This is a genomic window from Novosphingobium sp. DS6-6, from assembly GCF_057784975.1.
The window spans coordinates 129,332-143,008 of sequence record NZ_JBYNTS010000006.1 but is presented as its reverse complement, the minus strand read 5'-3'; the positions used below and the strand labels follow the sequence as shown (position 1 = coordinate 143,008).

General features: G+C 64.6%; 15 protein-coding genes. 8 read left to right on the top strand and 7 right to left on the bottom strand.

Annotated elements, in window-relative coordinates:
• Positions 1 to 6: 6 nt before the first annotated feature.
• The 4 genes from AC3EDY_RS09535 to AC3EDY_RS09520 all read right to left on the bottom strand — a co-directional run bounded on the left by AC3EDY_RS09535 (position 7) and on the right by AC3EDY_RS09520 (position 3,917).
• On the bottom strand, positions 7 to 405 hold the full coding sequence (locus AC3EDY_RS09535; protein WP_488572255.1) for a hypothetical protein: 399 nt from the start codon (positions 403 to 405) through the stop codon (positions 7 to 9).
• A 161-nt stretch (positions 406 to 566) separates the two neighbouring features.
• Positions 567 to 2,444 carry a ParB/RepB/Spo0J family partition protein gene (locus AC3EDY_RS09530; RefSeq protein WP_488572254.1) on the bottom strand — a complete coding sequence of 626 codons (1,878 nt, stop codon included), beginning with the start codon at positions 2,442 to 2,444 and terminating at the stop codon, positions 567 to 569.
• An 85-nt stretch (positions 2,445 to 2,529) separates the two neighbouring features.
• Entirely contained in the window at positions 2,530 to 2,946 is a 417-nt protein-coding gene (locus tag AC3EDY_RS09525) for a DUF2958 domain-containing protein (RefSeq protein WP_488572253.1), read from the bottom strand.
• Positions 2,943 to 3,917: an ArdC family protein gene (locus AC3EDY_RS09520; RefSeq protein WP_488572252.1), complete on the bottom strand. Its 975-nt coding sequence runs from the start codon at positions 3,915 to 3,917 to the stop codon at positions 2,943 to 2,945. The genes AC3EDY_RS09525 and AC3EDY_RS09520 overlap by 4 nt, the downstream gene beginning before the upstream one ends.
• Positions 3,918 to 5,108: 1,191 nt before the next feature.
• Between AC3EDY_RS09520 and AC3EDY_RS09515 the strand changes: the two genes are divergently transcribed.
• The 8 genes from AC3EDY_RS09515 (at position 5,109) to AC3EDY_RS09480 (ending at position 10,615) form a co-directional block, all read left to right on the top strand.
• Complete coding sequence (locus tag AC3EDY_RS09515; protein WP_488572251.1) at positions 5,109 to 5,549, top strand: antitoxin Xre-like helix-turn-helix domain-containing protein; 441 nt, start codon at positions 5,109 to 5,111, stop codon at positions 5,547 to 5,549.
• 3 nt (positions 5,550 to 5,552) lie between these two features.
• Complete coding sequence (locus tag AC3EDY_RS09510; protein WP_488572250.1) at positions 5,553 to 6,242, top strand: RES family NAD+ phosphorylase; 690 nt, start codon at positions 5,553 to 5,555, stop codon at positions 6,240 to 6,242.
• Positions 6,242 to 7,171, top strand: a complete 930-nt coding sequence (locus AC3EDY_RS09505) for a hypothetical protein (RefSeq protein ID WP_488572249.1) — start codon at positions 6,242 to 6,244, stop codon at positions 7,169 to 7,171. Before AC3EDY_RS09510 ends, AC3EDY_RS09505 begins: the two co-directional genes overlap by 1 nt.
• A gap of 73 nt (positions 7,172 to 7,244) precedes the next feature.
• On the top strand, positions 7,245 to 7,760 hold the full coding sequence (locus AC3EDY_RS09500; RefSeq protein ID WP_488572248.1) for a hypothetical protein: 516 nt from the start codon (positions 7,245 to 7,247) through the stop codon (positions 7,758 to 7,760).
• Between the two features lie 55 nt (positions 7,761 to 7,815).
• On the top strand, positions 7,816 to 8,364 hold the full coding sequence (locus AC3EDY_RS09495; protein WP_488572247.1) for a hypothetical protein: 549 nt from the start codon (positions 7,816 to 7,818) through the stop codon (positions 8,362 to 8,364).
• On the top strand, positions 8,357 to 8,830 hold the full coding sequence (locus AC3EDY_RS09490) for a DUF7665 family protein (RefSeq protein ID WP_488572246.1): 474 nt from the start codon (positions 8,357 to 8,359) through the stop codon (positions 8,828 to 8,830). The genes AC3EDY_RS09495 and AC3EDY_RS09490 overlap by 8 nt, the downstream gene beginning before the upstream one ends.
• Positions 8,778 to 9,296: a hypothetical protein gene (locus AC3EDY_RS09485; RefSeq protein WP_488572245.1), complete on the top strand. Its 519-nt coding sequence runs from the start codon at positions 8,778 to 8,780 to the stop codon at positions 9,294 to 9,296. Before AC3EDY_RS09490 ends, AC3EDY_RS09485 begins: the two co-directional genes overlap by 53 nt.
• On the top strand, positions 9,293 to 10,615 hold the full coding sequence (locus AC3EDY_RS09480) for a hypothetical protein (RefSeq protein WP_488572244.1): 1,323 nt from the start codon (positions 9,293 to 9,295) through the stop codon (positions 10,613 to 10,615). The genes AC3EDY_RS09485 and AC3EDY_RS09480 overlap by 4 nt, the downstream gene beginning before the upstream one ends.
• A 30-nt stretch (positions 10,616 to 10,645) precedes the next feature.
• Here the strand turns inward: AC3EDY_RS09480 and AC3EDY_RS09475 are convergent, their stop codons facing one another.
• The 3 genes from AC3EDY_RS09475 to AC3EDY_RS09465 form a co-directional block, all read right to left on the bottom strand.
• A complete protein-coding gene (locus tag AC3EDY_RS09475; RefSeq protein WP_488572243.1) occupies positions 10,646 to 11,137 on the bottom strand; it encodes a hypothetical protein in 492 nt (163 codons plus the stop codon).
• 83 nt (positions 11,138 to 11,220) lie between these two features.
• The gene (locus AC3EDY_RS09470) at positions 11,221 to 12,531 is read right to left on the bottom strand and encodes a hypothetical protein (RefSeq protein ID WP_488572242.1); all 1,311 of its coding nucleotides are present in this window, start codon (positions 12,529 to 12,531) and stop codon (positions 11,221 to 11,223) included.
• Positions 12,532 to 13,232: 701 nt separating this feature from the next.
• Positions 13,233 to 13,676 carry a DNA -binding domain-containing protein gene (locus AC3EDY_RS09465; protein ID WP_488572335.1) on the bottom strand — a complete coding sequence of 148 codons (444 nt, stop codon included), beginning with the start codon at positions 13,674 to 13,676 and terminating at the stop codon, positions 13,233 to 13,235.
• Position 13,677 lies beyond the last annotated feature (1 nt).

Genomic DNA, 13,677 nt, shown 5'->3' with positions numbered 1-13,677 from the left:
CGATCGTCAGGGCATCAGCCGCAGCGGCGGCACCGCGCAATTGCACGCCGCGAAGTGGGCGAGGACCGCCTCGTTGCTGCCGAGACGTTTGACGGTGCAACGGCCGATCAGGAGACAGTCGTCCTCGTTGGCGGCATAACAGTGCACCTCGCCCGCGCCGGTGAACACCGCACGCTCGGCGCCCCGTTGGCCGCAATAGGCGCCCGACCAGCGGGCGAAGGGCAAGCCATGCGCGATGCACCAGCTTTCGCGGCGCTCGAACCGGCCCCAGGGCACTTCATGCGTCATGAGTTCAAGCGGCACGCCCTCGCGAAACATCGCGGGCGCGAAGGTTTCGCCGTCCCATCCGGTGGACAGTCCCTCTGTCTGAACGAGAGTGGCGAGATCGGGCAGCAGGGATCGCAACAGGGGTCGCCGCCGATCGTGATGCTCGCGGATACGCGGTCGGCCATGATGGCCTCCTTGCCCGCGCGCGCAAGCCCGTCAGGGCGAGGGCGCGCGGCCGAATTTTTTCGGGGTATGGAAGATGCGGGCGGCGGGGTTCGCGCCCCGCCGCCCGCAAGGGATCAGGCGGCGAGCCGGTCGGCCTCGTCGTCGGGGCCGGGCAGGGCCGCCACCGCGCCGGGTGCGCTCGGATCAGGCTCGTCGTCGCTCGGGTGGAGCCGCTCGACCTCGCGCGCGGCCTGCGCCTTGGCATGGGCCGCGACAGTGCCGATGCCGCCGCGCGCGGTGTAGGCGGCAGGCGGGAACGCCATCCAGCGCGGCACCCAGTTTTCGCGCCGGTCGCGCCCGTTGGTGCCGTCAAGATGGTCGCGGACGATGCGCTTCAGCGTCGAGGTCTTCTCGCCTGCATTGGCACTGGCCACGCTTTCGCCCGCCACTTCGGCGACGATCCGGATCAGCACTTCGCGGTCGCGGATCAGTTCGAAGAACGCATCGTCGGCCTGCCAGCAGCGGGCCATGTCGACGCCGATTTCCATGCCCACCGCCTCGACGGCGGCGCTGCCCGACGCCAGCGTTTCGCCCATGACGATGGCGATCACGTCCATGACGACCATGTCGGGAAGGTCGAGCAGCCGCCGGAACAGGCCGACGATGCCATAGTCGTCGCCATTGCCGCCGGTCACGGTCGGTTCCTCGAGCGAGAAGCCGAGCACCGCCAGCACGGCACGGCGATGTTCGTCGAACTCCGCCTCGGCCCGGCTGTTGTCGATGCTGTCGCGCACCTCGTCGTTGCTTGTTCGTTGCGGTTCGGGCTTGACCGACCAGAGGTGCGAGCCGGTGATGGCATGGGCCACCATCAGCCGCAGCGCGATCCTCGGATGGCCAAGCATCGCGGCGCGGACGGCGGCGTGGCGGTGCAGGTCGATATAGGTCTGCATCGTCGACGTCACCTCGGGTCGGGCCTGCTTTTGACCGGTCCCGCCACCGTTCTCCGACCCTTCCGCTTTGGCGAGACGCGCGGCCTCCTTACGGCTGATGTAGCCCTCATGGACGATCACCTCGCCGGAGGCGCGCACGTCGAGATAGACGCGCCCGCCCTTGCGCTTGCCCGCCTTCTCATATTCCCATGTCGAGAAATGTGTCGTGGGCGGCACGACGATCGCGTCGGCCCAGCCCTGTTCGACATAGGCCGCGCGCCGCGCCTCGATCTCGGCATTCTGGGCGGTCCAGAAGGCATCGGCATCGGCGGCATACCGGTCTTCGCCGAACAGGTCGGCGATGGTCGCAAGCCCGCTCGCGTCCACGTCGAACAGCGCATGTTTCACCGGGATCGACTGCCCGCCAAGCAGCCATGATTTCAACTGGTGGCCGGTCGGCAGATAGGCGTTCTCGTCGTCGGCCAGCGCCAGCCACGCCTTTTGCTGGCTCTTGGACGCCATCGTCAGATGGCGCACGGTCGCCGCGTCGATCCGTTCCTTGCGGTGAAGGTCGCGGATGGCGGGGAGCAGGTTGCCGAGCGCGAGCACGCGCTTGACGACGAGGTCGGGCAGTCCGAACGTCGCGGCGATGTCCTCGACCTTGCGACCCTCGCGGACGAGGCGGGTAAAATTCTCCCATTGCGTCACCTCGTCGGGGTCGAGCCTCGCCATGTTCTCGATCATCGAAGCCTCGATGGCGGCGGCGTCGTCGCCCTCGTCGAGGATCGCACAGGGAAGCATGGAGTCTTGGGGCTCGGGTATCACATCGCCCGCCGCGCGCCGTTCCTCGGCGACGATCTTCGCGGCGTGGAAGCGGCGGCATCCGGCGACGATCTCGAAGCCGTCGGGGGCGCATCCTGCGCCGGGCTCAGGGCAGGGTTGGGGGCGGACGATGACCGGCTGGATGACGCCACGACTGCGCACGGTCGGCAGGATATCGGACACGTCCGGGGCCTTCTTGCCGTAACGCATGTTGGCCTTGCTCACGACCAGCTTGTCGAGCGGGATAAAATCGAGTTTCATGGTCAGCACTCCTTGTGGGTGCCGGTCCGTCGCTCTTTGCGGGTAGGCGGACCGGCTTACGATATGCGACGTTACGCGCCGCGCGTCATCCGCCTTTCCCGCCCTCGGGATCGGTCGGAAGCTCGGGGACCGGCGCGGACTCGATGCGCCAGATGATGGATTGGGCTTGGCTGATCGAACCGGCCCGCCGCGCGATGTCGGCCCAGACCGACAGGCTGGCGGTCGTCGAAAAGCCGATATCGCGCTCGATGCCGAGGCCGAACGACAGGCGGATGTCCGCCAGTTCGGACAGGCTGAAACAGCCAAGTTCGGGACAGCCGAACCCAAGATCGGCCAGCCCGAACAGCGTGTCGCCATCGTCATGAAGCTCGGTCGCGAGCCATGTCGCCGCGCCCAGTGGATTGAAGAATTTGACGACCGGCGCGGGATCATGATCGCTCTCGGCGGAGCGGACAGCGTTCAAGCGCAACGCGGCGTGAAGTTCGGGCGTGAGCAGGATCATGCCGCCCTCCGTTCGCCAGTGTCGTCCTGGGTAGCCTCGGCTCTGGCTTCGGCGTGCCGCGCCAGCAGCCAGTCGGCAGCCTTGCTGGCGGCGCTCGCCGCGCGGAAGATCGCGCGATTGTCCTCGCGCAGCACATCCAGCCAGCTACCGAGATAGTCGGCATGGCGGACGGTTGGGACGATGCCGAGGGCTGCGCAGAGAAAGGCCGAACCCATTTCGGCAATCAATTCCTCGCGGGCATACTCCTTCGATTCAAAGCTGCCTGCGAGGTTCCGATTCAGCCGCGACTTGTGGCCGCTGCCGTGACAAAGTTCGTGCAGGCAGGTCCGGTAATAATTGATCTGCTCGAAGAAGGCCGGTTGCGGCGGCACCTGCACATAATCCTGCGCCGGGACATAGAAGGCGCGATTGCCGCCGACGCGGAACTCGATGCCGCTTGCCGCGATCACTTCCTCGGCGACCGGCACGATCTGGCGCTCGGGCAAGGGGACCGGATCGGGGGCGAGGCCGGGGCGCAGCCCCTCGCACTGCGCGACGTTGAACACGGTGAAGCGTTTCAGGAACGGAATGGTCCTGGCGTCGCCGCCGGTTTCGATGGCGCGCGCCTTCTCGGCCTCGGGGGTGAAGCGGTTGGCATAGACAACGGTCGTGCCGCGCTCGCCCTTCCTGACCGCGCCGCCAGCCTCCAGCGCCTGCTTGAAGGTCAGCCAGCCCTGCGAGGGAAAGCCGTGCTCGATCACCGCGCCCCACAGGATCAGGACATTGACCCCCGAATAGCGCCGCGCGGTCAGCGCATTGCGCGGCAGGGCGGGACCGATCGCGCCGCTGCCCGCGTCGGGCTGGCCCCAAGGCTGGACCCATGGGAAGCGGCCCGCCTCGAGCTCGCCGATGATCCGCGCGGTCACCTCGTCGTAGAGGTTCGCGCGGGTTTCCTCGCCCCCTTCGCTTTGCGTCCGCGCCTGGGCGGGCACGGCCCTTCCACCCTTGTTCGCGTGAGGTTTGCGACCCTTGCCGGACACGCGATGGCCAGTGGATGCACGCATCGTTTACCTCCTCAAGCCGCCCGAAAACCACCATGGCCTCCCCGAAAAGCGGGGGTGGGCGGCAAGATGCGACCGGAAAGGCCCGCCGCGAGCGGCGTCGGCACGCAAGCCGGGGTCCCCGTCGCGCCAGCGATGGGGTGGCGCAGGGCCGAAACGATAGTGGAGGAGCCGGTCCCGAGCGCAGTCGAGGGCCGGCTTGCCGGCGACGCGGGCGGGCCTAGCAGGGAGCGCCGCCCACCCGCGCTTGACCGGGAGAGGCCACCAGCAGCGCCGCCGCGCACAAGCGCGGCGACCGCGTCAAGGACGGGCGACGCCCGTCCGCCAGCGCCAGCCGATCGTTACCGTCAGGACGAGACCCGGTGAAAGCCGGGGCTCGGTGGCGAAGACGACGGAAAGCCTTGACGCCGCGGAGCCATAGAGCGCGGTCGCGCCGTCAGGCGCGAGGTGCCTTCGAAGACCGCTCCCTCTTTCCAACGGCGGTGCGCGATTTACACGACCACCTCGGCACCATCGATTATGCCGATGGCCGATCGTGATCCCATTCTTGTCGTTTCCGGGCGTTCCAGCATTGTCAAACAGGACGGTGTTGCGGTGGAGGACAATATCGTCCGGCTCGAGGACGAACCCGGCTGGTCGCTCGAAGTGGTCAACTCCAGGGCACTTCGACGGTGTGCGATGTTCAGTTCGCTACTGACGCGGCCGATAGGGACGCATTCCGACAGGCGGTTGCGCAGGAAAGCATCGCCTGTTTTTTGGACAGCGCCACGGTATTCCATGTCCCAGCCGATAGCATTTACCGGCAGCAGGCGACCTAAAGCCGGTCGTTCACTTAGTCCAGGGCGAAAGTCCGGTTTAGACCTAAGCTGCCACTTTCGCCGGCCAAGCCGACGGTCGGAATTTCGCGCCGCCGGACATGCGAAGGCCAGCGGCGTCAGGCGACCTGTTCGCCTTCGCAGGGTCAGTATCCACCGCAGAGCGCGGGCGTGAGACCTCCTAGCCTCGTTTCGACATTTGCGTGAGGGCCAATTCGGATTCATCAGCCAAGATCTAAATCGCGTCAGTTGACGGTTGAATGTTCGTCAATTGACGCCTACATGGCACTTGATGTAGGAGTTGACCATGGCGGACATCATCAAGCTGGGAGCCAGTGCTCCCCTTACCCCAATAGACGTCCAAACCTTCTCGAAGAGCGAGGATCGCAGCCGGCTGTCGGGCGTCGCGCTCAAGGCCTTCCGCGCGCTTATCGAGCATTGGGGTCTGTCCAATGCGGAAGCCGCCGCTCTTTTGGGGGTGAGCGACAGTACGTGGGACCGGATCAAGCGCGGTGCCTGGGACCAGCCTCTTTCGCAGGACCAGCTAACCCGGGCATCGGCGGCGATCGGCGTCTACAAGGGTCTCCATCTGCTCTTTGCGGACGAGATGGCCGATCGCTGGCCCAAGCTTCCCAATCGCGGCCCGATTTTCCAGCGGGCGACGCCGGTCCAGGCCATGATCGAGGGCGGTATTCCAGTCATGCTGGAGACCCGCCGGTATATCGACGCCGTGCGGGGTGGTCTCTAAAGCATGCTGGAAGGGCTGACCATTACCCGTGACGCCCTTCCGCGAACGATCCGCCTCGTCACGACGGCGCGGCTCCGTCCGCCCGTGCTCAGCCAGCTGGTCGATGCGGACGAGCTTGCCGCGCTGGCCGAGATCGAAGGCGCCACCAGCAACCGGCTGATGGCCCAGAATCGCGGCACCGCCGATGTTCAGGCTTACGAGCTGGTCTACGGCGTGCCGCACGCCGCGTTCATCAATGCCTCGTTCGCCTACGCCAAGCCGCGCGAAGCGAACCGTTTCAACGGGGCCGAGCGCGGCGCCTGGTATGCGGCACTCGACCTCGACACGTGTCTTGCAGAAGTTCGCCACCACCTGACCGACGCGCTTGCACAGACGGGCGTCTACGAGGCGGTTGTCGACTATGCCGAGCTCCACGCGAGCTTCGCCGGCGAGTTCGTCGACCTGCGGCTCCATTCCGATCACATCTGCCTGCACCCTGATAAGGGTGTCGGCTATCCCGCAGGCAACGCGCTGGCCGATGCGGCGCGGGCGCGAGGCCTCAACGGCATCATCTACCCCTCGGTCCGCCACGCGGGCGGCACCTGCATAGCGGCGCTGTTCCCCCACGCCGTCCAGTCGGTCGCGCAGGGCGACGTCTATCGCATGACCTGGCGAGGCGCCCCGGAGCCGGCGATCGAGAAGGTCAGCGGGTAATGGCGACCTATCCCCATCTCGGCGCATGCGCTCTCGATCTGCCGGACGGCTGGGTCGACGCGTGGAAGTTCGAAAAGGCGCTGCTGAAGTGCGGCGACGCGCTCGGCAGCTCGTTCAACACGATCACCATCAACGTCCCCGCCGGCTGCAAGCTGATGATCGACGTCATCGTGCGCCTCTTGAGCTTCTGCAATCAAGCCGTGACCTGCACCAAGCGCGTCCGGCTCGAGTTCGGCACGCCCGGAAGTGCGATGGGTTATCTCAATCGTATCGGATTTTTCGACCATCTCGCCCCCGCCGTCGAGGTCTCGCCGGCCCGCCCGGCCTATTCCGGCGCCGCGATCCATCGGGGCGGCAACCGCGGGCTCGTCGAGATCGAGCGGTTCAGCCGTGCCGCCTCGGTAGACCAGAATTTGGTGCCACGCCTCGTCGCGGCGGTCGAGCGCGGGTGCGCGGCTCGGCCCGAAGTCAAGCAGATCGGCGATGCGATGTTCAGCATCTTTGGCGAGCTGATCAAGAATGTGTTCGACCACAGCCAGACCAGCCTCGACGCTTACGCGGCGCTCCAGACCTATCCTCAGGGCAACCGTCTGACCGTCGCGGTGTCGGACAGCGGCATCGGCATCATGAAGAGCCTGCGACCGGCATTGACGGGCAGTAAGTGGCACAACCTCAGCGATGTCGACCTAGTCGTCGAGATCTTCCGCGAGGGGATTTCAAGCAAGCCCGAGGACAAGCGGGGCCTCGGGCTGAAGTCCAGCGCCCGGCACGCGATCGGCTTCAGGGCCGATCTCGACGTCCGCCTGCTCAACCAGCGTGTCCTGCTCAAGCCCTCCAACAACGAATATCAGCCCAACATGGCCTTTTCGCAGGACCAGCTGCCGCTTTTGTGGGGGACGCACATCGCTTTCTCGTTCAAACTCGATTGACAGGCCGAGCGCCATCTGATTAAATGCGTTCAGTTAACGAGAATCGGGAGCGTTTATTCGGCTGATCGACCTCATGGACGGGGCGACATCGGGCTGGGACCGTGAACAAGCGGTTCCTGTCGCGGCGAAACTCGTCTCGCATTTGGAAGCGATGTCGGATCAGCGCGCGGCGAAGATCTCGATGGCGGGTGTGGAGCGTATGGACGCTTCCTTCGCTTCGGAGGCGATCGTCGAGGTGGTGGGTCGGTATCGCAAGTCGAAGGGTATTTGCCTGGTCGATCTGAGCAACAGCGCGATCCGGCTCAACATCGACTTGGCGGCGGAGCGCATCGGGGTGCCGATCACAGTGTGGAACGGCACGGCGGTAGAGGTGATCGGTTTGAAGCCGAGCGCAGGCAATCGGGAGGCGCTCGACTACGCTTTGTCCCGGACCGAGGTCAGAACCGCGGCATTCGCGGAGAAGGCAGGAATATCGATCGCGAATGCTAGCACGAAGTTCAAGCAATTGTGGGAGCAGGGATTTCTGATGAGGACCGAAGGTGCTGCTGATAGCGGCGGCGTCGAATTTTTATACCGTCGCATCGGCTGATATTTTTTTGATTTTCGTTCAACAGTTTCATTGAACGAGTTTATGGAGTGAAGAGATGGCTGATATGAAGTTGCAGGATGACACCCTAGGGCTCAACGCCGCGCGCGAGATCGAGCCTCCGGACCCCCGCCGCATTCCGGTACGTTTTGAGGCGCGCGATCTCTTCATCGAGGTGCGCACCGGTGAGACCATCGAGCATCTGCTGACGATCGTCGCGACCGATCACGGCCTGTTGATCGAGGATATCTATATCGTGCGCGAGGGCGACGATTCGCTGCTCCCCTGCGAGCATCCGATCCATGACGGTCACCAGCGCCGCCATCACGTCCATCACCGCCAGCCGGTGACCGTCACGGTCAATTACCAGGCGGCCTCGCACCACCGCGAGTTCCGCCGCCATGCGACGCTCGAAGCGGTGCTCGACTGGACGATCGGCGCTTTCGGAATCGATACGTCGATGGCGGGCGAGTTCGAGCTGACCCGGTCGGGCAGCACCGAAGAGCTCCCGCTCAGCGACCATGTCGGCCACCTTGCCGGCAAGCAGGATGTGCTCGCGCTCGATCTGGTGCGTGGCGACATCGCCAACGGCGACAGCAATGCTTGACCCGGCCGAAACCCGTGTGCGGGCCGACCTCGACGACCCCGGCTTCATAGCCGGGGTCCTGGCTGACCGTTGGCGTATCCACGCCTTCGTCTTCCCCCGCCTCGATTTCTATATCGCGGCGACCGAGCCCGATGGCCGGACCGTGGCCTATGGCTTTCGCGGCGACGTCACCAACTTTCCGGCCACGAACCCGATGGTGCGGATCTGGGACCTCGAGGCGAACATGCCGCTCAGTGCCCCGTTGCGGCCCAAGGGCAACCAGCGGGTCGCGATCACTTTCCAGCAATGGGGCGACGATACCGTGTACCGGCCGTGGGACCGCATGACCGGTCCCCATAACAACAATGCGGCCAACCTGCCGCACCTCGCCTGGCGATCCGATCGCCGCCTCCAGTTTATCTTCGAGGACCTCCATGGCATCCTTAATCTCAACGCTCGCGCGCATCGCCTTCGGGCCGCCGCCTGAACTCGTCTGCGCGCGTGACGTCTGGCAGGCCGGCGTCGACGAGCTGCACAAGCGCACCCACGGAGAGCGCGAAGCTGGAGCCTTCCTGCTCGGCCGCCAGGGCAAACGGCGCGTGATCGAGGAATTCGTCTACTACGACGATGTCGATCCGCATTCTCTGGCGACCGGGATCGTCATCATCGACGGTCGGCGCCTGGGCGCGCTGTGGGCGCATTGCCGCGCGACGGGTCTGAAGGTGGTCGCCGACGTTCATGTCCATCCCGGCGGCTACGGACAGAGCGATTCCGACCAAGCCAACCCGATCATCGCAGAAGTCGGCCACATGGCGATCATCCTGCCCGATTTCGCGGGTCGCGCGACACGCCCGGGAGGCATCGGCGTACATCAATATCTGGGCAATAGGCAGTGGCGCGATCGCAGCCGCGAACGGCAGAATCCCTTCCATGTCGGGTGGTGGCCGCGATGACCCTGACCCGTCAGCTAAGCCGCATCGCCAAGCTGCTGGTAGATGCCGAGGGGATTGGCTTCCCAGAAGCGGAACAGCGCTTGCGCGCGATGACGCTCGACATCGTGGTGGGACCGGATGCGGCAAGCCCGGCCGGCCATGCCGCCGTTTTGACGGCGTTCGCGGTCAGCCGACGCACTTTCATGGGCGGTGTGCGTGTCACCGGGGATCGCGACCAGATCCTGCAATCGACCCTGTCAATGCAAGCGACCCTTGGCGAAGCACTCGAGGAGATCGGGACCAGCAGCTTCACGGGACCGGCCGCCGTCACGATCGGCATCGGCACGACGCAGGATGCCGGTACCCTATATGCCTGGTGGGATGGCTGGCGAGCCGGCGTTCAATCGGACGCGACGAATGCGCTGGGCTTCTCTAACAATCCGCTCGCCGGTGTGGCGGCGGGCGCCCATGCGGTCGGCGCGGCCTTCCAGAGATTGTGTGGGCGAACCGCCTTGCCCGGGGACCTCGATCTCTGGCCTGGGGCTGACGTCGCTCCCGACTTCGCAGAAGTGTTCCTACCCGCCGGACTCTGGCTGTTCGGCCTCGGCAATCTTGGACAGGCCTTCCTGTGGAGCCTGGCGGCGCTGCCTTACGCGCCGGGCGCCAGGCCCGCGCTGGTGCTGCAGGATTATGACCGGGTCAGCGAGGAGAATTGGGGCACGTCGATCCTGGTGCCGGACGATGCTTACGGCCATCTGAAAACCCGGATGGCCGAACGCTGGGCCGAGGCGTGCGGGTTCACGGTCGGGCGGATCGACCGGCCGCTGCGCGCCGACCTTCGGGTCGCAGATGGCGAACCGAGGCTTGCCTTGTCAGGCCTCGACAAGGTCACGCCCCGCCGGCTACTTGCGGAGACGGGATTTGAAGCCATCATCGACGTGGGGCTTGGCCGGACCTCCGCCGACTTCGACCGCTATCGGATCAATGTCTTCGACGCGCACCGGAGGATAGATGCGCATTTCGATGGCGTCGCTGATCCCGCTCCGAAACCAGCTGCGCCCGATTTGCCCGCCTATGCGAGACTTGAAGCCGAAATCGGCCGATGCGGTGCTGCGGAAATCGGCAATGCCAGTGTCGCTGCTCCCTATGTCAGCGCCGTTGCCGCGGCCGCGGCGGTTGCCCGCGCGATCGCCATTTGCTCGGGCCTACCCTGCAGTCCGGGGGAGGTCCAGAAGTTATCGGCCGAGAGCCGGAGAGCATCAGCGCATTCTTGCCTGCACGAAACGCGCGGCATTGGCCATGCGGGCCGGCCGCAACGGCCGACCCACAGCCGACAGTGAACCCAACGCGACCTCGCCGGTCGACTAGCGCTAGCCAGCACCGGACTCGGGATTGCTGAGTATCGCGATCATCTCGGCTTCTACGATCACCAACGTTGCCACGACCTGATCAAAGTCGCCCGGAAGGGCGAATTCTTCGGGGTGGGTATAGCGCAACCAGTGCTTCGCATACGGATCTCGAAGCGTCTCAAGTATGGGTCGCAGGTAAGGCGCCTCTGAGCCGAAGCCACGCTTCTCCGCTTCGTCCAATGCCTTCACGAGATCATGCCGAACCTCTTTCTGAAGATACTTCTCATCAACGCTGTCGTCCCCAGCGACGATTGCGGCTTTGAGGATGAGCTCAAGCCCAAGGCCGAGAAGATAGGTGATCGAGAGGGAATTGGGCCCATTGAACGCCACTGAGATCGGATCGTCGGCGCTATCCTCGGCGGCGTGCTCAACGGCGGCGCGGTATAGCAGGCACGCGGCCCCTGCATGGGATAGTCCGACCCGGTAGAGTTGCCGCGCAAGCGCGATCGTCATGCCAGCTCCTTCCACGTGATCGAACTTCCGAATGGCAGGCTTTTGCCAGGCTGGCGACAGCCAAGCCTCAGTCGGGCGTCATCCTACCGAATGGGTGCAATGGCCGGGTCGATCTCGCCGAAGATGATTTCGACCCAGTGGTCGCTATCGTCTTCGTCGGTCGGGATGATCTCGATGGATACCGGGAGGCGACCCTGCATCAGATTGCGCAACACCACGGCGCGCACATAGTTCGGCCTCTGAGGATGTTTGCGGGCGGCTTCGACAAATTTGGCGCCATTGTCTTCAAGGGTGCGCAAGCCGGCGAAGATTTCGGTGAACTCGCGTAGGCCAATGCGTATCTTGGAACCCGACAACGTATATCCTCCATGGTGCCCGAGGTCATAGTCGTCCTCTCGTGCCCGAAGCGCGCCGTTGACCGGCATCATCGCAGGCCTCGGAAATTCTGTCACCATGGCGCGAAACAGTTTGTCCAATCTGGAGCCAGCGTCGCACCCGTCACGGACGAACAGGCTCGCATAGTTTTGACGCACGGGCGGCGGGATCGGCCCCCAGCCCCTACGAGTCTCCCGGACGCTAAGGAGAAGCACGAAATCGACCGAAGAGAATTGCCGGAAGAACTCCTTCACGATCTGCTGTGTCGACACCTCGTCCCAATTCGCGGCGCGACCCGAGAGAGCGACACAATCGCCATCGCCCACGATGATACCGGTAAGGCCGTCCGGGCCCCGGAGTTGTTCGGCCTTGGCCTTGAGCGCATTGTAGAGGGGGTTGCGGTCCTTGATCTTGGGCACGTCATAGGCCGCGAAACTGCCCGAGCTGTGAGGAGAACCCGCCGGATTGATTGTGATCTCGAGGCCAAGATCATCGTCGTCGATCGCGATGCGGAGAACGGTTTCTCCGGCGTCGATCTGCTCGCGTAGCTGGGGCACGATCGTCTGCTGGACGAACGCCTGTAAGCTCTTGCGCGGTGGCAACCTCAACACGGTCCGGGTGCCTCGTTTCGTGCGATGGTGCCTGGAATGCACTTGGAGATGAAGGCCGCCGATTGGCAGGCCGAGCTTCCGCTTTGCAGCTTCGATTAGGTTGCTCAGCTCATGATACGGATTGTCATTGTCGAGGCCTTCGTCAGAGACCGCTGTGACATCGGCGATGAAGCGTAGGGTGTCTTGATTGAACTCGATATCGGGGCAGCGTCCGGACGCGAGCGGCACCTCGTTACGGAGCGCACCGCATCTCGACAATCCGTGGAGGACGATGACCTCCCACATCGCTGCGATGCGGTCCTTGCCGGCCCGGTTTAGGCGTGTGGCGAGCTTATCGATGGTGTCCTGGGCAAGCACGGCCCGAAGTTCATTAAGGCGGCGTTGAAGCGCGCGTCGCTGGTAGATCATGACGGAAGCTCCACGCCGCGACGCTTCTTACGGGGATCCGCATCTGCCTGAAGGTTCGTAGGCAGCTCACGGCGCTGCTCCAGTCGACCATAGCTCGCCGGTGTCTTCAAGATAGAAGGGAATATCACCATAATCTCCCGTTACCGACAACGGGCCGAGCCTGCGTTGAGCCAAGCGTCATGGCTTTTGGGGCATCCATTATCCCGGCCAGACATTCGCAGTTGAAGGCCAGCTTCCAGCCACGCTGAAGGTGCCAGGGTCCGCCTCTGTCGGAAGCCGTCTTTCGCCGTCGCTGTGTGGAATGGCAAATAAGTCCCAAGTTTGGTCGAACCGATTCTTTGCAGAACAACATTGTCATCGCGTAACGCGAGGTTGGCATCGCGATGAGTCTCGCAGCCATGTTCGAGCCTTGGCAGACGGAGAATCCAGTCGTTTCCGAATGAAATCTGTCGACGGCCCGCTTCCGTTTGCTGCGCGGCAAGGCCAGACGATCTCCACGACACTGGCGATCGCTGTGGCTGCGCCAGCCGATCGTCACCGCCAGGCCGAGGCCCGGCGCCGCCGGGACTCGGTGGCGAGGCATCAGAGCGCCAGCGCTTCTCTGATGCCGGAGCCATAGAGCGCGGTCGCGCCAGCGGGCAAAGCCCCGGCGCGAGGCGCCCGTCTGAACCTCCTCGTCGACGTACAACCAGCGATTCACCTCATCGTCTGCCGCGTATCAGGTCACGATACCCGCCCAATGCCAGGGTCTTCGCTTCGCGCACCAACCGCCGGATCCGCGAACGCAGCGAGTCGGATCGGTCGTTCCAGTCCTCGGCCACGCGTGCCTCGCCAAACAAGACGGCCCCGATTTCGCGCTGGGTCGCGCCTTGGGCGAGCGCGTCATGGATGCGCAGCAACTGGATGCCGCGGTCGATCCAGGGGTCGCGCGGGTACAACGAGCGGGCAAAGCGGCGATGGTGCTGGAGATGGAGGAGGCGGCGCAGCGGCAAAATGCCGACCTCGGCGCTGCCGAGTCCATGCAGGCTATAATGGAGATGGACCAGTGTCTCGCCCGTCAGCTGGCCTTGCGCGACATCGAGGCGGATATGGTGGCGACCGTCCGAGAGAACGGCGTGGTCACGTCCCCCCGGATCAGTGACCACG